The sequence below is a fragment of the Kribbella alba genome, from assembly GCF_039529635.1.
GTDB classification, from domain to species: Bacteria; Actinomycetota; Actinomycetes; order Propionibacteriales; family Kribbellaceae; genus Kribbella; species Kribbella alba.
The window spans coordinates 1-21,808 of the sequence record NZ_BAAANE010000004.1 but is presented as its reverse complement, the minus strand read 5'-3'; the positions used below and the strand labels follow the sequence as shown (position 1 = coordinate 21,808).

General features: G+C 68.4%; 16 protein-coding genes. 2 read left to right on the top strand and 14 right to left on the bottom strand.

Translation table 11 applies throughout. The annotated features are described in order from the left end of the window. A complete protein-coding gene (locus tag ABD210_RS06750; protein ID WP_344109928.1) occupies positions 1 to 693 on the top strand; it encodes a helix-turn-helix transcriptional regulator in 693 nt (230 codons plus the stop codon). Between the two features lie 324 nt (positions 694 to 1,017). Beyond that, positions 1,018 to 1,500: a phosphotransferase gene (locus ABD210_RS06745; RefSeq protein ID WP_344112010.1), complete on the top strand. Its 483-nt coding sequence runs from the start codon at positions 1,018 to 1,020 to the stop codon at positions 1,498 to 1,500. Here ABD210_RS06745 and ABD210_RS06740 read toward each other — a convergent pair. The 14 genes from ABD210_RS06740 to mtrB form a co-directional block, all read right to left on the bottom strand. After that, positions 1,491 to 3,497: a hypothetical protein gene (locus ABD210_RS06740; protein WP_344109927.1), complete on the bottom strand. Its 2,007-nt coding sequence runs from the start codon at positions 3,495 to 3,497 to the stop codon at positions 1,491 to 1,493. The genes ABD210_RS06745 and ABD210_RS06740 overlap by 10 nt on opposite strands. Further along, positions 3,494 to 4,552, bottom strand: coding sequence for a glycoside hydrolase family 130 protein (locus tag ABD210_RS06735; protein WP_344109926.1), 1,059 nt, complete (start codon positions 4,550 to 4,552; stop codon positions 3,494 to 3,496). The genes ABD210_RS06740 and ABD210_RS06735 overlap by 4 nt, the downstream gene beginning before the upstream one ends. Before the next feature lie 20 nt (positions 4,553 to 4,572). Continuing rightward, on the bottom strand, positions 4,573 to 5,397 hold the full coding sequence (locus tag ABD210_RS06730; protein WP_344109925.1) for a carbohydrate ABC transporter permease: 825 nt from the start codon (positions 5,395 to 5,397) through the stop codon (positions 4,573 to 4,575). Then, positions 5,394 to 6,323: a carbohydrate ABC transporter permease gene (locus ABD210_RS06725; RefSeq protein ID WP_344109924.1), complete on the bottom strand. Its 930-nt coding sequence runs from the start codon at positions 6,321 to 6,323 to the stop codon at positions 5,394 to 5,396. Before ABD210_RS06725 ends, ABD210_RS06730 begins: the two co-directional genes overlap by 4 nt. Beyond that, positions 6,320 to 7,612, bottom strand: a complete 1,293-nt coding sequence (locus ABD210_RS06720) for an extracellular solute-binding protein (protein WP_344109922.1) — start codon at positions 7,610 to 7,612, stop codon at positions 6,320 to 6,322. The genes ABD210_RS06725 and ABD210_RS06720 overlap by 4 nt, the downstream gene beginning before the upstream one ends. Before the next feature lie 15 nt (positions 7,613 to 7,627). Beyond that, the gene (locus ABD210_RS06715; protein ID WP_344109920.1) at positions 7,628 to 8,656 is read right to left on the bottom strand and encodes a LacI family DNA-binding transcriptional regulator; all 1,029 of its coding nucleotides are present in this window, start codon (positions 8,654 to 8,656) and stop codon (positions 7,628 to 7,630) included. A 939-nt stretch (positions 8,657 to 9,595) separates the two neighbouring features. Further along, on the bottom strand, positions 9,596 to 10,546 hold the full coding sequence (locus ABD210_RS06710) for an NAD(P)H-dependent flavin oxidoreductase (RefSeq protein WP_344109918.1): 951 nt from the start codon (positions 10,544 to 10,546) through the stop codon (positions 9,596 to 9,598). Positions 10,547 to 10,658: 112 nt separating this feature from the next. Then, a complete protein-coding gene (gene secA / locus ABD210_RS06705; protein ID WP_344109917.1) occupies positions 10,659 to 13,580 on the bottom strand; it encodes a preprotein translocase subunit SecA in 2,922 nt (973 codons plus the stop codon). A gap of 217 nt (positions 13,581 to 13,797) precedes the next feature. Then, entirely contained in the window at positions 13,798 to 15,009 is a 1,212-nt protein-coding gene (locus ABD210_RS06700; RefSeq protein WP_425552638.1) for a winged helix-turn-helix domain-containing protein, read from the bottom strand. Positions 15,010 to 15,119: 110 nt separating this feature from the next. Next, the gene (locus tag ABD210_RS06695; protein ID WP_344109913.1) at positions 15,120 to 16,451 is read right to left on the bottom strand and encodes a ferredoxin reductase family protein; all 1,332 of its coding nucleotides are present in this window, start codon (positions 16,449 to 16,451) and stop codon (positions 15,120 to 15,122) included. A gap of 189 nt (positions 16,452 to 16,640) precedes the next feature. Continuing rightward, entirely contained in the window at positions 16,641 to 17,267 is a 627-nt protein-coding gene (gene hpf / locus ABD210_RS06690) for a ribosome hibernation-promoting factor, HPF/YfiA family (protein WP_344109912.1), read from the bottom strand. Positions 17,268 to 17,479: 212 nt separating this feature from the next. After that, positions 17,480 to 18,169, bottom strand: coding sequence for a ComF family protein (locus ABD210_RS06685; RefSeq protein ID WP_344109911.1), 690 nt, complete (start codon positions 18,167 to 18,169; stop codon positions 17,480 to 17,482). Between the two features lie 68 nt (positions 18,170 to 18,237). Then, the gene (locus tag ABD210_RS06680; RefSeq protein WP_344109910.1) at positions 18,238 to 20,046 is read right to left on the bottom strand and encodes an LpqB family beta-propeller domain-containing protein; all 1,809 of its coding nucleotides are present in this window, start codon (positions 20,044 to 20,046) and stop codon (positions 18,238 to 18,240) included. Further along, positions 20,043 to 21,808, bottom strand: a 1,766-nt coding sequence (mtrB, locus tag ABD210_RS06675; protein ID WP_344109909.1) for an MtrAB system histidine kinase MtrB, incomplete at its 5' end; no start/stop codon positions are given. The genes ABD210_RS06680 and mtrB, both read right to left, overlap by 4 nt.

Sequence of the window (21,808 nt, the reverse complement as noted above, 5' to 3'; positions counted from 1 at the left end):
GTGAGTCAGATCGGGGAGCCGTACCGGGAGCGTCGCGCGCGGCTGCCCGGCGCCGTGCTCTGGACCCGTACTACGGACGGCTCGGCGTACCGGGTCCTCCCCGACGGCTGCATGGATCTCCTCTGGATCGAGGGGGAGCTGGTGGTTGCGGGACCCGATACGCGCGCCTACATCGGAGCCTCCGAGCCAGGCACTCGGCACGCAGCCATTCGGTTCGCTCCGGGCACGGCGCCAGGACTCCTAGGCGTGCCGGCGCGGGAAATCCTCGACATCCGGGTGCCGTTGGCCGAGCTGTGGTCAGCCAGCCGAGCGCGGCGCCTGGCGGATCGGGTGAGCACAGCGGCAGATCCTGCGCTTGCGCTGGAGGAGGTCGCCGTCAGCCTTTTCGACGAATCGCCCGACAGGTTGGCCGAGCAGGTACTCAACGGCGTACGGCAGGGTGTCCACGTGCCGGCTCTGGCAGACAGCATCGGTTTGAGCGAGCGCCAGTTGCACCGTCGATGCCTGGACGCCTTCGGCTACGGCCCGAAGATGCTCGCACGCGTCCTCCGGATGAACGCCGCCCTCGATCGCGCCCGTGCAGGTCTGGCGCTCGCCGAAGTCGCCATCCAAACCGGCTACTCCGACCAGGCCCACTTCACCCGCGAGATCAAGGCCCTGACCGGGGTGCCTCCCCGCGTTCTGCTCGCCTGACCGCGGGTGGGGGTTGCATCAGTCAGTATTGGCGGTCATGAGCCTGTTCCGACTCGGAGGAGAAGCGGTCAATACTACGACGCTGAGGCATAACCCCCTGAACGCGGTGACGGCGACCGTTGAGCGGATCGCTGACGCCGACGGTCGCACGGTGATCCGCAAGGAGCTGCGTGCGCCGGCCGAGTCTGCAGGCCCCTGGGCGGCCTCCGCGACTACTCCACCACCCGCGACGTGTCGTGGCAGTTGCTCGACGATGACGCGGCGTGAAGGCAACCACTCGTCGCGAACCATTGGCCTTCGGGTCTACGGACGTCGTGGAGGAAGCTGGTTGCACATCGCAACAAGCTGCTCACGGCAGTCGAGACCCTGCCACGCGCGCGGTGTCATCTGGACCTCTGGGTCAGCAACGTGATCCGAAGACCTACTGGAGAAATCGCCTTGCTGGACTGGGCGTTCACCGGTGACGGCGCGATGGGTGAGGACATCGGCAACCACATTCCCGACGCGGTCTTCGACCTTTTCTGGCCGGCCGAACACATGCGCGAACTCGCCGAGACCTGCATCGAGGGCTACCTCGAAGGTCTTCACGAGGCAGGCTGGCGAGGCGATCCCTCCCAGGTCCGCCTTGCCGTGATGGCCTCGGGGGTCAAGTACGCCTGGCTCCTTCCCGGCCTCCTGGCGCGCGCATCCGACAAGTCGCACAAGGCCTACCACCAGGAAGCAGACAGCCAGCACCTCTTTCAGCAGCGCGGTCTGGCGTTGGCCTTCGTCGCGGACTGGTGCTCCCAGGCTCTGGATCAGCTGTAGACGACGGTGAAGCCGCCGGGAAGCACAGGCGCGCCGAACGTCGCGGCGGTGGTGGTCAGGCGGGTGCGGAGGATGCCGTCCCGGTCGTAGACGGTGGTGTCAGCTCGTCGGGCGGCGGTCAGGGTGACGGGATGCGACCGCGGGTGGGCGTCGACGCTCGTCAGCAGGATCGCTTTCGACAGTTGGAGACGGGAGACGAGGGGGATCAGGAGGACGGCGTCCACGCGCAACGCCCCAGCCGTCGTGGAGGCGATGCAACTCAACTCGGTCGACTGGGCGGGGAGCACACCGGCGAGAGTGATCGGCAACAACGCGCCCGGCGCAGCTGAGACGCCCTGCGGACCGCCGGAGCCGTGGTCGATCACGCCGAGAGACCGAGAGCCCGACGCCCAGTTGGTGCGACCCACCGAGCGGTCATCCACAACGTCGACGATCGGGGCGACGAGCCGGGGCTGCTCGGAGGCCGGCACCTCCAAGGTGAGCCGACCAGCGGCAGGCAGCGAGACATACGAGCCGTTGCTCCATTGGGATTCGCCGGTCCACGCTGACGAGGGCGTCACGGCGGTCGCACCGGCAGAGAGTGCACCGGCCTCCGCCTCGACCACCTGGAGGCCAGAGGCCGAGCGTGAGCCGACTCCTACCTCGCGCGCCAGCCGAGCAAGAGCCGGGCTCTGGTCGACGGCGAGCATGGACAAGAGTCCGTGGATCGTGGACTCGGCGCCCGAGTTCCGGTTGATCACCCCCTCGCCCGAGATCCCGTCGTACGTGCGGCCGCTCGCCGGGTCGTACATCGCCGACCCCGCGCGGTTCGCGCCGAAGTACCAGGCGGCCACGAAGGCGGCGACCTGCTGCAGCCCTGGCCGATCAGCCGCGCGTGCAACCGCGAGGAGACCCTGCAGCCTGGCGTCCACGCCGTACGCGATCTGGCTGCGATCGATCGGTGCCGGTAGCCAGCCGTTGTCCGGTCCGCCCGCGGTCAGGAGCAGCGGTGTGAAGCCTGCGGTGTCACCAACGGCGGGGCCTAGCAGCGACTGGTCGCCCAACGCCGATGATGCAGCAGCGAGAGCGGACGGCATCTGTGCACCCCACGCGTGCCACGTCGAGATCGACTGGCCCCATGGGAGTAGCGCTCGGAACGGCCAGGTTCGACTGTCACCAGAACTCATCGCGGCAACAGCTTCAGCAAATCGAACCAGTGCCCATCGAGCGCGCGACGAGCCGCCGGCCCGCGTATAGGCCGACAGCCCGAGCACAGCTTCGGCAGTAGCGTCCGCGCCGTCCACGATCAGCCAGGCCGGCACACGGCGACCATCTACAACCTGATACTGCCCATACCGGGTCAGCACCTGCCGCTCCAGCGCAGCGATCGCCAACTCGAGCCGCTCACGCAGGAAGGATGCAAAGCCGGGGTCAGGACGCCGGAAGACCTCGTACCCTTCTCCGAGCGCCCAAACCGTCCGAGCCAGCCAGTACGACGGCCCGGAGTCCGACGGGTCCGGCAGTTCGACCGGATCGGCGCTGGGGTTCAGCGTCCCGTCTGGCTGCATCCACAGCACCACGTTGCCAGCAAACGAACCACTAGCCGTCTGCAAGAACGTCAAACCACGCAACAACCCGTACGCCGCGGCCCGGCTGTGCGTGTCACCATGCGCCGCGTAGTGCCGCAGATAGACCACAGCAGCCCGAGCGATATCGTCCGCGTTGAACGCACCCTGGCCGTAGGTGTTCGTCGCCGGGTCGTAGGTACCGCCGCCAACCCGCGCATATGACCCGTCCGCGCGGCGGTCGGCGTACGTCCAAAGCACACCGAGTGGCCCCGACCCGTACGTCGAATGCCCAGCCACAGCAGGCGGCGTCACCACAGCGCCCAGGAAGTCCAAGTGCGCCAGGTTGGTCAAGGCCCCGCCGGCGGAGGCAGGCAACGACGCCCCGGCGGTTGAGGCAGCGGTCAGAGCCAGCGCAGCCCCACCGAGGACGGTCCGCCGTGAAGTGATCATGACAGCCGATCCAGCCTGGCAACACCGATCTTGGCGTCGGCCATCCCGTAGAAGACGTAGTGGACGCCGTCCACCTCCTCGATCGCCGTCGGGAAGACCACATTTCCGACGGTCCCGATCCGCTCCTCCTCGGTCTCCGGCACCAGGATCGGCTCCGCTGTACGGTCCAGCACGCGGGTGACATCAGACGGATCCAGCAGCAGCGCGCCCGCGGCGTACGAGACTTTCTGGGTCGTCGGGTCGAAGCCCTTCGGCTGCTCCCCCGTCACCCCGTGGTGGATCACGAGCCATCCCTCGGGCACCCGCAGCGGTGCCGGTCCGGCCCCGATCTTCAGTTCCTCGAACGGGTACTCCGACATCGCGACCAGCCGGTGATTCCGCAGGTGCACGAGATTCGACAGCCCTCGTTCCACCTCCGCCACCGGTACGAACGACACCCAGATCCCCGGCCGGTCGTCCTTCACGCCGGCCGGAAGGTGCACGCCTTCGCCCTCGCGGAACCAGCCGAGATCCCACATCGGCCGGTGCAGCATCGCGTACGACGGCTCGCCGTCCGGCCCCGGCACGGGTTCGGGGAAGAACACCGTGTCCTTGTTCGGGAACAGGTTGAGGTCCGTGTCGAGATCCGGCTGGTACTCGAAGTGCAACGGGCCGAGCCGGGTCCACGTCCGCAGGTCCTCTGACACCGCGAGCGCGGGTTTCGGCCCGAGCGGCCCGTACGCGACGTACGTCATCACGTGCTGTCCGAGCGAGGGGATCCAGGTCACCCGCGGGTCCTCGACGCCTGCGTTGTTGCGGCCCCGCTCCCAGCCTTCATCGGGCGCGAGCACGATCCCCTCGCGACGTACCCCCGTCGGTACGCCGTCAGTCAGTTCGACCTCGGCCAGGCCGACGCGCGACACGTTGCCTGGAGCAACCAGTCGCGGGAGCAGGTAGAGCCGGCCGTCCGGGGTGTGTCCGGTCGCGGGGTTCAGCACCCCCTCGGACTCGAACTCGTTGCCGGGCTCAGGCGCCATCACGAGGCCGAGACGGGTCAGGGTGTAGGGAACTGTCACAGCGGAGAACCTTTCGAGGATTAGCCTTTGACCCCGGACTCGAGGCTGGAGGAGATGAAGCGGCGCTGGAAGATGACGAACAGCGCGACGGCAGGCGCGGCGAGCACACACGCACCGGCCAGTACTGCGCCGAACGGGTTCGCCGCCCGCGCCGAGACAGTGGTGATGTAGTTCGACAGCGACACCGCGAGCGGCTGCAGATCCTGTTGCTTCGTGATCAGGAACGGCCAGAGGAACTCGTTCCACGGCCCGATGAAGGTCAGCAGTACTCCGGTCAGCAGCGCGGGTTTCACCAACGGAACGGCGACCCGCAGCAGGATGTTCAGCTCGTTCGCGCCGTCGATCCGGGCGGCGTCGAACAACTCCTGCGGCAGCTGCAGGAAGTACTGGCGAAACACGAACACCGCGGTCGAGTTGATCGCGAACGGCGCGATCATGCCCAGGTAGGAGTCCGCCAGCCCGTAGCTGCGCACGATCATCACGTACAGCGGGATGGTCAGCAGCTGGAACGGGACCACCTGGACCAGCAACATCAGGTTGAACACCGTGCCCCTGCCGCGGAACTGGAGCCGCGCCAACGCATAGCCGGCCAGGACTCCGAAGACCAGCGTGCCGAGGATGACCCCGCCGGTGAAGATCCCCGAGTTCACCAGCGACCTGCCGAGGTTGATCGCCGCGTTGATCTCCGTGTAGTTCTTGCCGGTCAGGTTGGCCGGCGACGGGAAGGCGCCCTTGACCGAGGGGTCCGGCTCGGCCTGCAGGCTGCCGACGAGCATGTAGTAGAAGGGGAACAGGAAGACGAACGCCCCGATGAGCAGGGCGACGAACCGCCAGGGGCTCTTCATCGGTTCTCCCTCCCGACGAAGCGGCGTTCGACCAGAGCCAGGATCAGTACTCCGATCACCAGCAGGACGCCGATCGCCGACCCGACATCAGGGTTGCCCTGCTCGATGCCGCGCTGGTACATGATCAGCACCGGCGAGGCGGAAGCTCCGTCGGGACCACCGCCGCCAGTGAGCAGGTAGGGCTCGGTGAAGAGGTTCGCGCCGGTCACCGTGGCCAGCAGTACTACGAGCGTCGTGGCCGGCCGCACCCCGGGAACGGTGACGTTCCAGAAGGACTTCAGCCGCGAGGCGCCGTCGACTGACGCCGCTTCGTAGAGGTCCTTCGACACATTCTGCAAGGCGGCCAGGTAGAGCAGGATGAAGAAGCCGAGCTGCTTCCAGGTCACGTAGAGCGCGACCGTGGGCATCGCGAGCTTCGAGTTGACCAGCCAGGACGGATCCGGGGCGAGCGGACCGAGGACGGAGTTGACCAGGCCGTTCGAGTTGAACAGGAACAGCCAGACCCCGACCACGGCCACACTCGCCGCCACGTAAGGGACGTAGTAGCTGACCCGGAAGAAGGTCCGCCACCGGATAGCGGCGTTCAGTGCGTAGGCGAGCAGCAGTGACAGTACGACCGTCAGCGGCACGTTGATCAGCAGGAAGATGCCGACATTGCCGAACGACCGCCGCACGGCCGGGTCCGACAGCACCGCGGCATAGTTCTCGAACCCCACGAACGGCCGCTCCACGATCGCGCCGGGCGCCGTGAAGAAGTAGTCGTGGAACGACATGTACACCGCGAACCCGAGCGGATAGGCGAAGATCGCCGCCAGGAAAACGACGTACGGGGTGACGAACGCCGTGCCGATCGGCTGCTTGCCGAGCAGCCGGCCGACGCCGAAGCGCCGACCCGCTGACCCGGCGACCGCGAGGTCCTGTTTCATGACTGGGAGGCGAGCTGGTCGACCTTCTTCGCGGCTCCGTCGAGGGCTGTGCCCGGGTCCTCCTGGCCGAAGATCACGGACTTGGAGTAGGCGTCGCGGAAGGTCTGCCAGATGGTGATGGAGTTGGCCACATTCGGCACCTCGACGGTCCGGGCGGCCTGGTCGGCGAACTGCTTGTAGTCGGTGTTCTTGGCGAAGTACTCCGGGTAGGAGCCGGCGACGTCGTCGCGCAGCGGCATCTGCCCGGTGCCCTCCAGCAGTTTGCCGTCCTGCTCCTTGCTGGTGGCGAACTTCAGCACGTCCCAGGCCGTGCCGCGGTTCTTGCAGGCCGAGTACATCGCGACGTTCTTCGCGTCACTGAAGGTGTAGGTCTCGGCGGCGGGCTTGCCGGTCGAGGTCGGCACCGGAACAGCACCCCACCCGACCTTGCCCTTGTAGGTCGCGATCGCCCAGGGCCCGACGATCGCCATCGCGGCCGTGCCGTCGACGAACGCGTCACCGGTGTACTTCTCCTGCGACGCCAGCTTCTCGGCGTACAGGGTCCGCCAGAAGGCGGCGACCTTCTTGCCCTCGTCCGACGTGAACTGCGATTTGCCGTCGGCAACCAACTGCTTGCCGCCGGTCTCGGCCGCGAACAGCGGGTAGTAGTCGAACCAGGACTGGTAGAACTCGTTGCTCGGCGCCGGGTAGATGGCGTACTTCGCGCCCTTGGCCGCGACCACCTTGCGGGACGTGGCGAGGAACTCGTCGTACGTCGCCAGCGGCGGCTTGGCCGTGTCGATGCCCGCCTTGGCGAAGGCCTTCTTGTTGTAGAAGATCATCACCGGGTTGGCCTTCCACGGCAGCTGGTAGAACTTGCCGTCGGTCGACTTGTACTGCTCGGCGGTCTTGCCGGTCCGGCTCTCGATGTAGGACTTGCCGTCGGAGAAGCTGTCGAGCGCCACCAGGCCACCCTGCTTCTGGAACTGCGAGACCGAGGCCGGCGAGGTGTTGAAGATCAGGCAGGGCGCGTTGCCCGCGGTGATCGCCGCGCCGATGACTTCCTCGGAGCTCTTGCCGGTGGGGATCTCCTGGGCGGTCACCTTCTGGTCCGCATGCGCGGCGTTCCAGGCGGCGACCATCTGCTTGCCCCAGGCAACCTCTTCCTTGTTGTTCGAGAGCCAGACCGTGATCTCGCCCTTCGCCTGCGCCGCGGCGTCGGAACTGCCGCCGCCACTGTTACCGCCGCAGGCGGCCGAAGTACCGGCCAGTCCCACTGCGAGCAGCACCGCTGTGAGTTTGTGTCTCATTGCTCCTCCATCAATTCATTGCGAAGCGGGGGTGGCGGTGGACCGCCGGATGACCAGACGAGCGGGCGGCAGTTCGACATCCGGGACTTCGCCGTCGCCATCGATGAGTCGGTTGAGGGTCTGTGCGGCGGCCGCCCCGAAGCCGAACGGATCGGCGCGCACGGTGGTCAGGCCGGGGTGGACGAACTCCGCGAGCTCGCTGTCGTCGAAACCCGCGATGCTGACGTCGCTCGGCACCCTCAGCCCGGCTTGGTGGGCCGCTCCGATGCCGGCGATCGCCATCCGGTCGTTCGCGTAGACGATGGCGGTCGGTGGCTCGGGCAGTGCGAGCAGCCGCCGGGTCGCCTCGGTGCCGCCGGCGGCGGTGAAGTCGCTCACCTCGATCGCCACCGGCTCGAGACCGGCCTCGGCCAGCGCCGAGACGAACGCGTCCGATCGCGCGGTCGCGTGGACGAAGGCCGGCGGACCCGCCACGTGTCCGATCCGCCGGTGACCGAGCTCCAGCAGGTGCTCGACGACGGCGATCGTGCCCGGACGGTCGTCGAGGCAGACCGCCGGGAACGGTGAGGAGCCTTCGGGCCGGTTCAGCGTGACGGCGGGCAGGCCGAGCTCCACCAGGAGGTCGATCCGGGGGTCGTCGTGCCGGAGATCGGACAGGAAGATCCCGTCCACCCGGCCGTCCTGGGCCAGCCGCCGGTAGCCGACCGCCTCTTCCTCCCCGGGAGTGACGACCTGCAGGACGAGCGCCTGTCCGCGGGGTGCGAGCACGCTCTCGACCCCCGCGATGAAGGCCGGGAAGAACGGGTCCGACGACAGCACGGCCGGGTCTCTCGTGATAACGAGCCCGAGGGCGAAGGCCTTGGACACCGACAGCGAACGGGCCCGGTTACTCGGCCGCCAGCCGAGCTCGTCGGCAGCCGCGAGGATCCTGTCCACGGTCGCCTGAGCGAGCCCCGGCCGGCCGTTGAGGGCGAACGAGACGGCGCCCTTGGACACGCCTGCCCGGGTCGCCACATCTGCGATCGTCGGCCGCACTTTGCTCATCGGCATCCTTGCACTGAGGGTTTAAACCGGTTTAGGTGGCCACTAAACCGGTACAAACAGTCGCCGTCAAGACCTCGCGACTCCCGATTGCCAGCCGAAGGCGATCAGACGCAGGATCCGCGGCTCGCGCTGGGCCGGGCACCTTGGCGCATGCGGGCGCGCCTGCCGCCACCGACCCGGCCGCGGCCAACTTCCCAAACAACCCGGCAGGGACGGGGTCTGTGGAGACGGGACGAGTCGGGCGGACGGACGGGGTGGGAGGGGGCCGGTGGGACGGGGGTCGGTGGCGGTTGCGGGGGTTGCGTCCGAGGAGGTGTGGGGTCTGCCCCGCGGGTGTTCGGACGTTACGCGGGGGTCGTGGGGTTGCGGGGGTTGCGTCCGAGGGGGCGTGGGGTCTGCCCTACGGGTGTTCGGACGTTACGCGGGGTCGCGGCGGTTGCGGGGGTTGCGTCCGAGGGGGCGTGGGGTCTGCCCCACGGGTGTTCGGACGCTACGCCGGGGTCGCGGCGGTTGCGGGGCTTGCGTCCGAGGAGGCGTGGGGTCTGCCCTACGGGAGTTCGGACGCTACGCCGGGGCCGCGGCGGTTGCGGGGCTTGCGTCCGAGGAGGCGTGGGGTCTGCCCGGCGGGAGTTCGGACGTTACGCCGGGGCCGCGGCGGTTGCGGGGTTGCGTCCGAAGGGGCGTGGGGTCTGCCCCGCGGGAGTTCGGACGTTACGCCGGGGTCGCGGCGGTTGCGGGGGTTGCGTCCGAAGGGGTGTGGGGTCTGCCCTGCGGGAGTTCGGACGTTACGCCGGGGCCGTGGCGGTTGCGGGGGTTGCGTCCGAAGGGGTGTGGGGTCTGCCCTGCGGGAGTTCGGACGTTGCGCCGGGGCCTCGCTCGCGGCTGCGTTTGTCCGTGGAGGTCTCCGGCAGATCGGCATGCGGATGCACCGGGTTGTGGTCAGGGCTGGGCTGCCTGGAGGTAGGTGGTGTAGGTGGCGAAGGTTGCGAGGGCTTCGGCGGCGGTGGGTTGGGTGGTTAGGGCGCCTACGCCTTGGCCGGCGTAGAGCGACGAGGCGGTGGAGTCGGCCGCGCGGACCGCGGTGAGGTATTCCTCGTGCGCCGCGTCGTCGGACTTCAAGGCTGACTCGTGGCCTTCCCAGCGGTCGTAGAAGGGGTTGCGGAGGGCGCGGCCGCCGAATTCATCGGGCCAGCCGGCGCGGGAGGCGGCGTCGAAGACCGTGCCGTAGACGGTGTCGGTCTCGTCGGCTTCGAGGAGTCGCCGGCGGATCGGCTCCGGCGTGAGGGCCTCGGCGCAGGTCAGGAAGGCCGTGCCGATCCAGGCGCCTGCGGCCCCGGCCGCGAGAACTGCTGCCAGGCCGCGGGGTCCCGAGATCCCTCCCGCCGCGAGGACCGGGAGCTCGGTGAGATCGAGAATCGCTTGCAGCAACGGGAGTGTGGCGATGGCGTTCCGGCCGTGACCGCCTGCTTCGGCGCCTCGGGCAACGATCACGTCGACGCCTGCGGCGATCGCCTCGCGGGCGTCGGCGACAGTTCCGGCCTGGGTCGCGACGACGATCCCGGCCGCCTGCAGCGTCTCGACGTACTGCGAATAGTCGCCGAAGCTGAGGGAGACCAGGGCGGGTCGGAGCTCGAGCACTGCCTCGAGGTGTTCCGGGCGGTTCGCCATGGACCACGCCATCAGGCCGATCCCATAAGGCCTGCCAGTCGCGGCGGCGACTGCGCCCTCCGTGCGGATCCACTCGGCGCTGACCGCCGAACCGGCGCCGAGCATGCCGAGTCCCCCGGCAGCGGAGATCGCCCCCGTCAGGTTGCCGCCACTAACGTTCGCCATCGGCGCACCTGCGACCGGCACCGACAGCCCGAACTTCTCGGTCAGCCAAGTTTCCATACGGCCAGAGCACCACAGAAAACATCGGGCCCGCCATGGCAGGCGTCACTAACCGGCTATGCAGAAAGCCCGCCCCAGCCAGAGCTGGGACGGGCTTCCTTCAGCGCTTCAGTCAGCTCTTGTAGAAGTCTGCCTGCGGGTCGCCGTGGCAGCGCTTGTACTTCTTGCCGGAGCCGCACGGGCAGGCCGCGTTGCGCGGCGTCCCGGCGTACTCCAGGGCGCCGGCCTCGGCACCCTCACTGTGGACCGCGACCTCTTCGTCACCGTCGATCGTCGGCGCCGAGTAGGACAACCGCTGCGGGCGGCTCGAGCCGCTCAGGCCCTTCGCACGCAGCCGCGGGGTGTCCTGCGGACGCGGCGTGTCCTGCGGCCGGCCTTCGTCGGTGTCGGCCTCGCGGCCCGGGAACTCGGCCACCGGCGCACCCGGCACCAGGATGTCCTCGGGGTCGGTGTCCTCGAGCTCGGCCAGCTCCGCCTGCGCGGCCAGGTCGGCCTGCATCGCCTCGATGTCGACCTCGACGTTGAAGATGAAGGCGACCGACTCCTCCTTGATGGATTCCATCATGGCGGCGAACATGTCGTAGCCCTCGCGCTGGTACTCCACCAGCGGGTCGCGCTGCGCCATCGCCCGCAGGCCGATGCCCTCACGCAGGTAGTCCATCTCGTACAGGTGCTCGCGCCACTTGCGGTCCAGCACGCTCAGCACGACCCGGCGCTCCAGCTCGCGCATAGCGTCGCTGCCGAGCAGCTCCTCGCGTCGCGCGTACGCCTCGCGGGCGTCCTCGATGAACCGCTCGATCAGGAAGTCCTGGGTGAGCCCGGCCCGGTCGCCACCGGCCTCCTCGATCAGCTCTTCCTCGGTCAGCTCGGTCTGGTAGAGCGTCCGGAGCGCGGTGAACAGCGCGTTCAGGTCCCAGTCCTCGGCGAACCCGTCGGCGGTCGCGCCTTGCACGTACCCGGTGACGGTCTCGTCGAGCATGTCCTGCACCTGGTCGTGCAGGTCGGCGCCCTCGAGCACCCGGCGGCGCTCGTCGTACACGACGTGGCGCTGCCGGTTCATCACGTCGTCGTACTTGAGGATGTTCTTCCGGGTCTCGAAGTTCTGTGCCTCGACCTGGGACTGTGCCGACGCGATCGCCTTGGTGACGACCTTGTTCTCCAGCGGCACGGTGTCGTCGTCGTTGCGCGACATCGCCCAGTCGACCATCTCGCGCTTGAACAGCCGCATCAGGTCGTCCTCGAGGGACAGGTAGAAGCGGGACTCGCCCGGGTCGCCCTGACGGCCGGCACGACCACGCAGCTGGTTGTCGATCCGGCGGGACTCGTGCCGCTCGGTGCCCAGCACGTACAGACCGCCGGCCTCGCGGACCTCGACCTGCTCGTCCTTCACCTGCTGCTCGAACTTCTCCAGGACCTTCGGGTACTCCGCTTCGTACTCCTCGGCGGACTCCACCGGGTCGATGCCGCGGGCGCGCAGGTCCTTGTCGGCCAGGTGCTCCGGGTTGCCGCCCAGGATGATGTCCGTACCACGACCGGCCATGTTGGTGGCCACCGTGACGGCACCCTTGCGGCCGGCCTCGGCGACGATCGCGGCCTCACGCGCGTGCTGCTTCGCGTTCAGCACCTCGTGCGCGATCTGGCGCTTGCGCAGCTGGTTGGACAGCCGCTCGGACTTCTCCACGCTGGTGGTGCCGACCAGGATCGGTTGCCCGGACTTGTGCCGGCTCGCGATGTCCTCGACCACCGCGTCGAACTTGGCGTCCTCCGTGCGGTAGATCAGGTCGCGCTGGTCCGCGCGAACCATCGGCTTGTTGGTCGGGATCGGGACCACGCCGAGACCGTAGATCTTGGAGAACTCCGCGGCCTCCGTCATCGCCGTACCGGTCATGCCGGCCAGCTTGCTGTAGAGGCGGAAGTAGTTCTGCAGCGTGATCGTCGCGAGGGTCTGGTACTCCTCCTTGATCTCGACCTTCTCCTTGGCCTCGATCGCCTGGTGCAGACCCTCGTTGTAGCGGCGACCGTGCAGCGTGCGGCCGGTGTGCTCGTCGACGATCAGCACCTCGTCGTCGACGACCACGTAGTCCTTGTCCTTGCGGAACAGGTCCTTGGCCTTCAGCGCGTTGTTCAGGTAGCTGATCAGCGGGGTGTTGGCCGACTCGTAAAGGTTGTCGATGCCGAGCCGGTCCTCGACCTTCTCGATGCCGCGCTCGAGGATCGCGACGGTGCGCTTCTTCTCGTCCACCTCGTAGTCGGCGACGGGGCGCTGCTCCTCGGGGATCTTGTCGTCGGCGAACCGCGGCTTCAGCTGCGCCGCCAGGTTCGCCATCTCGACGTACCAGCGCTGCGAGTCCTCGGCCGGTCCGGAGATGATCAGCGGGGTGCGGGCCTCGTCGACCAGGATCGAGTCGACCTCGTCCACGATCGCGTAGTTGTGCTCGCGCTGCACGCAGTCGGCGATGTCGCCGGCCATGTTGTCGCGCAGGTAGTCGAAGCCGAACTCGTTGTTGGTGCCGTAGGTGATCTCCTTGGCGTAGGCGATCCGGCGCTCGGCCGGGGTCATCTCCGGCAGGATCACGCCGTAGTCGACGCCGAGGAAGTGGTACACCCGGCCCATCCACTCGGCCTGGAACTTGGCGAGGTAGTCGTTCACCGTGACCACGTGCACGCCCTTGCCCGACAGCGCGTTCAGGTACGTCGGCAGCGTTCCGACCAGGGTCTTGCCCTCACCGGTCTTCATCTCGGCGATGTTGCCCAGGTGCAGCGCCGCGCCACCCATGATCTGGACGTCGTAGGGGCGCTGGTGCAGGGTGCGTTTGGCCGCCTCGCGGACGACCGCGAAGGCCTCGGGCAGCAGAGCGTCGAGAGACTCCCCGTTCTCGACCCGCTGCTTGAACTCGGCCGTCTGGCCGCGCAGCTCCTCGTCCGTCATGTTGACGAAGTCGTCCTCGATCGAGTTGACCAGCCTGGCGATGCCTTCGAGCCGGCGCAGGATCTTGCCCTCGCCGATCCGCAGGACCTTGTCGATCACCTTCATGGTGGGGAGTTCTCTCCTTGCTGCTGAAGCCTGTGGGCGGGCTTGCCTTGAGTCCACGCTCGCCCCGGTCCGGGTGCGGCGCGGTCAACCCGCCGGGCGGGCGTCACCCATGGTACGGGGCGCGGTGTGTCAAGCCACCCCCGATGCGTGCGTCGGCCCCCAACTGAACTCACGTCTGACGAGGCAGGAAAGTTCCGGCCCCGCGCCCGTGACAGGCTCAGAAACCGCGCAGGGCGTCACTCAGAGCAGGCGCGAGGTCACCGCCACCGGCCACCCGGACCTGCTCGAGCCCCAGCCAGCCCGCGAGCTGGACAAGCTCCGCGGCCAGCTCCTCGGCGGTTTCCAGGGGTGCCTTGGGCTCGGAATGAGCCGACTGGACCAGCAGGACCCCCGCGGTCCGATCCGCCTTGAGGTCCACCCGGCCCACCAGGCGGTCCCCGAGCAGGAACGGGAGCACGTAGTACCCGTGGATCCGCTTCTCGGCGGGGACGTAGATCTCGATCCGGTAGTGGAAGTCGAACAGCACCTCCGTCCGGGTCCGCTCGAACACGAGCGAGTCGAACGGGCTGACCAGAGCGCGCGTGTTCACCCGGCGCGGCAGCCTGGCGTCGCGGTGCAGATAGGCCGGGCGTTTCCACCCCTGGATCGAGACCGGGAGGAGTTCCCCCTCCTCGACCAGTTCGCGGATCGCCTGCGCGGTGGGAGCGGGCGCAGTACGGAAGTAGTCCTTCAGGCACTGCGCGGTGGCGACGCCGTGCGCCCGGGCGGCGATCGAGACCAACCCGCGATGCGCCTCCTCCACGGTCGGCGTCGGAGTCGCCAGTACTGCGCTGGGCAGCACGCGCTCCGGGATGTCGTACATGCGCTCGAACTGCTGGTTGCGCCTTGCCACGGTGATCTCACCGGCGAAGAACAGGAACTCGAGCGCGCGCTTCACGTCGGACCAGTTCCAGCCCCAGTTGTCCCGCTCCCGCTCCACGTCGTCGTCGATCTCGCGGGCCGTGAGCGGACCGTGATCGCGGACATCGGCGAGCACCTGCTTCACCAGGTCGGGTCGCTGGGTCGCGATCGCCCGCGGACCGCCCCACGCCTCGGTGGTCGCGCGGGCCATCCGCCAGCGCAGCAGCGGATGCGTCTCCACCGGAACCAGCGAGGCCTCGTGCGCCCAGTACTCCACCAGCCTGCGCGGCGCCTTTCCGGCGGCCCGATCCAGCAGGTCGCGCGGATATGGACCCAGCCGGGAGTACAGCGGGAGGTACTGCGCTCTGCTGAGCACGTTCACAGAGTCGATCTGGATCAGGCCGATCCGACCGACCACCCGTCCCAGCGCCCGCAGGTCGGCCACGCCCTTGGGGCGCGGGTCACTGAACCCCTGAGCAGCCAACGCGATCCGCCGTGCCTGGGCCCGCGACAACACCTGAGATTCCACGTCGCGAATTCTGCCGGTCGCCACCGACAGAATCCGCGACATAACTCCGGTGTTACCGAACGTGAGACCGTGCGCTACCAGCTGTGGCGGAAGGAGGCCGCGTCGCCCGGCTAGACAGCGCCGAAGCGCTCTGTGTGGATGCGTCGCAGCGGTATCCCCAGCTGGGCCAGTTCGGTACTGACCGAGCCCACCATCGACTGTGGGCCGCACAGGAAGTACTGCAGCCGGTTGGGCCGGCGAGGCAGGTAGCGGATGAGCAGACTCTTCGTGATCCGGCCGGTCTCGCCGGTCCAGTCGGCGTCGGGGCGACTGAGTACCTCGACCACCTTCAGGTTCAGGCGCGCACGCAACTCCTCGATCTCCGGCCTGAGCATCAACTGGTTCTCTGTCCGGGCGGCGACGATCAACAGGTGCCTGCGGCTGTCGCCGCGATCAGCAAGTGTCCGCAGCATGCTCAGCAGCGGCGTGATGCCGACACCCGCGGCGATGAGGACGAAGCCCGGCGCCTTGTCCTGTCCCTCGATCGTGAAGCCGCCGTACGGGCCGTCCAGGAACACCTTGCGACCCGGGCGGAGGGCGCTCAGCAGTTCGGTGAAGTCACCCAGCGCCTTGATGGTGAACTCCTTGCGCTCCGGGTGTTCCGCGGTGGAGGCGATGCTGAACGGATGCTCCTCGAAGACGAACGGGGTCGAGCCGATCTTCAGCCAGGCGAACTGACCGGCATCGAACGGGACCCCGCCGTGACCGTCGGCGCGGATCGCCAGCGTCACGCCGTCGCCGGGCACCTGACGGACCTCCTCGACGACGTACGAGTGCTTGCGCGACCGCATCGGCAGCCAGATCCACCGGCGAACGGCGAGCCCCACCAGCAGCAGGCCTGTGAGGATGAACCAGGCAGCGAGCAGCGTGTGCGAGATGAGATGCCGCAGCCACCAGACATGGAGCCAGGCGGTCGTCAGCACGACCGCGACCAGGCCGTTGTGGACGAGTCGCCAGCCCTCGTAGCGAGGCAGTGTGCGCGGGCGACGGATCGCGAGCACGACCACGAGGACCAGCGCCGCGGTCGAGACGAGCGCCGCCCGCGCGGCCCAGGTGGTGTGGAAGACATCGAGGATGCTGACGCCGCGCGGGTCGACGAGCAGCACCCCGCCGAAGTGGAGCAGGACCAGCGCGACCGCGATGAGCGCGATCAGCTTGTGGATCCCCAGGATCGTCTCGATGCCGAAGGTCGCGATCAGCGGCGGCAGCCGGGCGGGGAGCACGACCGTCACCACCAACGCCGAGAACGCGACCAGCCCCGCGCTGAGGACGATCGCCTCGCCCGGGTCGGTGCCCGGCGACCCGATCACGGTCCAGGTCAGGAGCAGGGGCACCAGCAGCACGGCGACGTACAGCAGGAACCAGCCCAGTCGGGCGACCGGTCCGTACACATGAGCAGACACGCGTCGGCGGGACATCTCAGCTTGCTTCCAGCATCAGGGGAAATGCGGCGATGGGACGCTGGAAACCTACGCTCGGCCGGGGCCCTTCAGGAATAGTTCGGCGCTCAATGACAAAGCTGTCACCGATCCCGACGGGAGACGGGGCCCGGAAGCCCGGGCCCCGTCCTTTGGTGCGGCTCCTCCCGGGACTCAGACGGCCAGGCGGATGACGCCGTAGTCGTAGCCACGGCGGCGGTAGACCACGCTGGGCTGGTTCTCGTCGGCATCGACGAACAGGTAGAAGTCGTGCCCGACCAGTTCGAGCTCGTAGAGCGCCTGGTCCAGCGACATCGGCTTGGCCGTGTGGGTCTTCTCGCGCATCACCAGCGGCCCGTCACCGGTCACCGTCAGCGATCCGAACTTCTGTGTCGTCACCACGTCGTCGGCGGTTGTCTCCTCGACCACGGGTGCCGTGCCGTTGGCGGCCTGCTTGGCGGCGACATGCCGCAGACCTTCCACTGCCTCGCCGCCCTTGTGGACCCGGCGGCGGTCGGCGGCCTTGCGGACCTGGGCCCGCAGCCGGTCCAGGCTGACGTCGAACGCCGCCTGCTTGGTCTCACCACACGCCTCGGCCCGGACCACCGGGCCCTTCGTGTACATGGTGAGTTCGACGCGCATCGCCCGGTCGTGCTGTCGCGGGTTCTTCTCCTGGCTGACTTCTACCTCGCATCGCAGTACCCGGTGATCGACCTTCTCGATCCGCTCGAGTTTTTCCTCGACGTACTGCCGGAAGCGGTCACTGACCTCGCAGTGATGACCCTTGACAACGACGTCCACGGAAACCTCCATCGATCGGCGACTCTGTTACGTCTTCGGACCCCCGTCTGACGCGATCGGCCCGAAACGAGAACACCCGCCGTGGCGCCCGCCGGACTCCGTGGAGAGGATTCCGGCTGATCCGGTCCTCACCCACATCCGTGTCCGACAAGCCCTGGCGGGTGTCATGGGCCAACGCTAGTCGGCTTCGGGCAAAACCGGTAGGGAAGTTCTCATGAACCGGATGCCACCCGGCGCCGGGTCGCGGCCACCACCGCACAACCCAGTGCGGGAATTCCTCGCGCCGACAGTGCGCGGCACGCCTCGGCCAGCGTGGAACCGGTGGTGAGCACATCGTCGACGAGCAGGACCGGCTGAGCTGTCAGCCTTTCAGCCCAGCGCGAACGGACCCCGAAAGCCCCTGCCAGGTTGGCCGCACGCTCCCCTGCCGACAGCCCCGCCTGGTCAGCGGGACGCCGTACGACGGTGAGCGCGTCCGCCACGCGAACGTCATATCCCTGCCTGCTCAGGTGCCTGGCGGCGGCCGCTGTGATCCGCCGGAGTGGATCGTGTCCCCGCTTGCGAACGGTGGATCGCGAGGACGGGACCGGGCAGAGCCACACGGCGCGGCCGCAGCCGAGACTCGCCTGCACAGCGAGGGCAAGCGCCTCGCCCAGCGGCTTGGCCAATGCATACCGGGCGTGTTCTTTGTGGGCCAGGATCACCTCCCTGACGATGCCGTCGTACGCCGTCGTCGCCGTGGGCGGGAGTAGTCCGGCAGGGCTCGGGTCCGGCCAGGTGACGTACGGCGTGGCGGCGGTCAGGATCGCCCGGCATGACCGGCAGATCGACGAGCCGGGCCGATCGCAGCCAGCACAGCTGCCGCCGAGCACGAGATCCATGAACGCGTCCCGCAGCGGCACCGCTCCAACGATGCGCGGTCAGCCCGGTAGCTCGCAACCGTCCAGGCCCACACCTGTGGACAACCGGGTCAGCCCGGGTAGACGGGGTCGACTCGGGGGTCCTGCCCCGCCCCGTCGTCCAGGCCGGTCCAGCTCGAGTCCTTCTGCTGCCAGTGCAGTCGGCCCTGCGCGTCCTGGACGACGGGCAACGTGTCGATGTTCGGGTTGGAGGCGACCTTCGTCGCCTCGAACAGGCTGCTCGCACCCGTCAGAAGCCGCAGCCGGGAGCCGTCGATGTCCACCTGCCAGGGTTGCCGGGAGGCGCCCGGAGCGGACTTCCCGGCGACCAGGATGCCGGGCTGGTTCCAGGACGCGTCGGTGATGTCGGTCAACGCCAGCTCGAGTCGGTGGAACTGGCCGAACACGACCTGTCTCGCGTCGTTGGTCGTGATCGCGCCGGTCTGCACATAGGTCGCCGAAGAGTTCTTGCTCTTCATCACCATCAGCACCCGGACGCCGTCCGGGGCGACCCGCAGAGTGATGGGGGTGTCGCCACCGAAGCTGGTGCTGACCTCGGTCAGCTTGCCGTCCTTGCTGCGCATCCGCAGCCGGGGCTTGGTCCGGTCGGCACGGTCGAGGATCCACAGGTTGTCGTCATTGTCGAAGCTGGGCCGCAACACCTTGCCGTCAGTGGGGATCGAGTCGATCTTGTCGGTCTTGTCGGTGGAGTCCAGCCGGGCCACGGCGACCACGCCGTCGCCGTTCGACCTGGTGACGACCGCACCGAATTCGCCGCGCAGGCTGACCGCGAACGACTCGGCCGACAATCCGTACAGCTGGCTGCCGTCGACCGGCCTCGCCTCGATCGTCTGCCCGTCGCCCAGGCCGACGATGTGCACGATCTTGCCGCCGGGGCGCCGGACCCCGTAGAGGTCCTTGCTCTGCGCACCCGGTATCGAAGGGTCGTACTGCCCGGTGCTGGCGAACTGGATGATGTCGGACGGATCGTCCGGGAACAGCCGGGCGCCGCCGACGGTGATCCGGATCCTGGTGCTGATCGGGCGCAGCGTCCACGCGATCTGGGCGGCCAGTTGCCGGCGCTCTTCCTCGCCCAGGCCCGCAGCGGTGTCACTGAGCGCAACGGTCGCGACGCCCAGGTCCACCGGCACCGAGACGTTCACCTGGGTGCCTGGCGGGGCCGCGGACACGACACCGTTGCCGAGCCGGTCGGTGGGGCCCTTCAGCAGCTCCTGGACCAGCTGGGTGGCGGTCTGGCCCGGTGGCAGGTTGTTCGGCAGGTAGACCTGGTCCGGGACGAGCATGTTCCGTTCCGGGTTGAAGAAGTACAGGTAGCGCGGCGTCAGCTTCGGCTCGAGCTGGAAGCTGCCCAGGAACACCCCGGGCGGCGGGGTCGTGACCCGCCACTGGTTGTCGACCTTGACGAGCTTGAAGACGAACTTCGCCGGCTGATTGTTTGTCGCCGGAGCCCACGAGCCCCGCTGGTTGATGGTGCTGATCAACGGGGCGTTCAGCTCGACGGCGGGGGTCTCCGGAGGACCCGGCAGCAGCGCGACCGCCTTGGTCGAGCTCTGGTCGTAAACCTGGATCTGGGACTCGGGCTTCCAGGCCGCAGCCGCCTCCGGCGTCAGGTACTTGCGGGCGACATCGAACGCCCGTGAATCCGCCATCGCCTCCAGGAAGCCGTTCACCACGTTGAGCGGCGTCGCGTTGTCCCGGGGTGCCTGGGCCTCGACGCCGATACCGGTGATATCCGGTGCGAGACCGGCCTGGCTTCCGGACCTGATCGGGCCCTGAGTCGGCACGGTCGCACAGCCGGCCAGCAGGACGGCGACAGCCAGCGCGGCCGCAGGCAAGGCGGCGGGCAGCTTCACCCTCACAGGTCGTCACCGCCGGTCAGCCTCTGGTACGGCGCGCCGACGTCGACGAGGGACATGTCCACCACGCGGCTGGCGTCGTTCGGCCTGGCCGGCAGAGGCGATCCGGACAGTGTCACCTCCGGGCTTCGCGGCAGGGTCAGGCGGAAGTAGGCACCGTCGCCGGGTGATCCCCAGGCATCCAGTCGGCCACCGTGCAGCCGGGCGTCCTCCAGGGCGATGGACAGGCCCAAGCCGGTCCCGCCGGTGGTCCTGGCCCGGGCCGGGTCCGCCCGCCAGAAGCGGCTGAACACCATCTCGGCTTCCTCGGCCCGGAAGCCGACGCCGTGGTCGCGCACGGCGACCGCCGCGGCGTCCTCGTCGCACGCGGCGCTGATCTTGATCGGCAGGCCTTCGCTGTGCTCGATCGCGTTGCCGATCAGGTTGCGCAGGATCCGCTCGATCCGGCGCGAGTCCACCTGAGCCCGGCAGGGCTCCGGCATGTCCAGCTGAACCTCGACGCCCTTGCGGTGCAGCAGCGTCTCGTGGTTCTCCAGCACTCGCGCGACGATGTCCCGCAGGTCCACGTCCTCCAGGTCGAGGGCTGCCGCGCCGGCGTCGAAGCGGCTGATCTCGAGCAGGTCGGCGAGCAGTTCCTCGAACCGGTTCAACTCGTTCTGCAGCAGCTCGACCGAGCGCCGGCTGATCGGATCGAACTGGTCCCGGGACTCGTGCAACAGGTCCGCTGCCATCCGGACCGTGGTGAGCGGGGTGCGCAGCTCGTGCGAGACGTCCGAGACGAAGCGGCGCTGGAGCCTGGACAGCTCTTCGAGGCGGCGGATCTGCTGCTGCAGGTTGCTGGCCATCTTGTTGAAGGAGACCGCGAGCCGGGCAAGGTCGTCGGTGCCACGGACTTGCATCCGCTCTTCCAGCTTGCCGGCTGCCAGCCGCTCTGCGATCCGCCTGGCCATCCGGACGGGGGTGACCACCTGTCGGGTGACCAGCCAGGCGACAGCACCGAGCAGCAGGACCAGCAGAAGGCCTGCGGTGACCAGTGCCCGCTGGACCACGTCCAGGGTGTCCTTCTGAGCGGTCAGCGGGAACAGGAAGTACACCTCGTAGTGCTCACCGGTGGAGTTCACCCGGACCTGCGAGCCGATCGCCAGACCCGGTTGGCTCGGCTGACCGTTGTAGTTGATCCGGGTGTAGGTGTCGTACATCTTCGACTCGTCGGTGGAGACCGAGGACTTCAGCTCGTGCGGGATGGAGTCGCTGCGGACCAGACCCGTACTGCGGATCGAGGTCGAGGCGGAACTGTCCGTCGGGAAGAGCACCACGTCGTACAAACCGGCCCGGTTGGAGCCCTGGACCAACTGGGACAGGTTCTGCGGGATGCTGGCCGGATCGGCCGCGTTGATCGAGTTGGACAACGCGGCCAGTTGGGCGACGGCCTCCTGCTGGGCGCTCGTACGGCGGGACTCCAGCACGCCGTCGGTGACCTGGCTCATCATCACCCAGCCGACCAGGATCAGCACCACGGTCGACATCAGCAGGGTGCCGGTGACGATCCGGGCCTGGATCGAGCGGCGCCAGATGTCCGCCCAGTGCTTGGGGTGTGTCCGCCACAACGGCAGCGGCTGGGCATGCCAGTCCACCCCGGCGGCGGTGAGTTCGATCTCGGTTCCGCGGGGCTCCGGCTCGAGGTCCGGCTTCTCCGCCTGCGACTGGTCGTCGCGGCCGTACTCGATCAGTCCGCACCCGCCTTGTAGCCGACACCGCGGACCGT

Excerpts from the sequence above, each read along its gene's own strand:
- ABD210_RS06740 (WP_344109927.1), bottom strand. The coding sequence starts at position 3,497 with ATGATCACTTCACGGCGGACCGTCCTCGGTGGGGCTGCGCTGGCTCTG.
- ABD210_RS06730 (WP_344109925.1), bottom strand. The coding sequence starts at position 5,397 with ATGAAGAGCCCCTGGCGGTTCGTCGCCCTGCTCATCGGGGCGTTCGTC.
- ABD210_RS06725 (WP_344109924.1), bottom strand. The coding sequence starts at position 6,323 with ATGAAACAGGACCTCGCGGTCGCCGGGTCAGCGGGTCGGCGCTTCGGC.
- ABD210_RS06720 (WP_344109922.1), bottom strand. The coding sequence starts at position 7,612 with ATGAGACACAAACTCACAGCGGTGCTGCTCGCAGTGGGACTGGCCGGT.
- ABD210_RS06715 (WP_344109920.1), bottom strand. The coding sequence starts at position 8,656 with ATGAGCAAAGTGCGGCCGACGATCGCAGATGTGGCGACCCGGGCAGGC.
- ABD210_RS06710 (WP_344109918.1), bottom strand. The coding sequence starts at position 10,546 with ATGGAAACTTGGCTGACCGAGAAGTTCGGGCTGTCGGTGCCGGTCGCA.
- secA (WP_344109917.1), bottom strand. The coding sequence starts at position 13,580 with ATGAAGGTGATCGACAAGGTCCTGCGGATCGGCGAGGGCAAGATCCTG.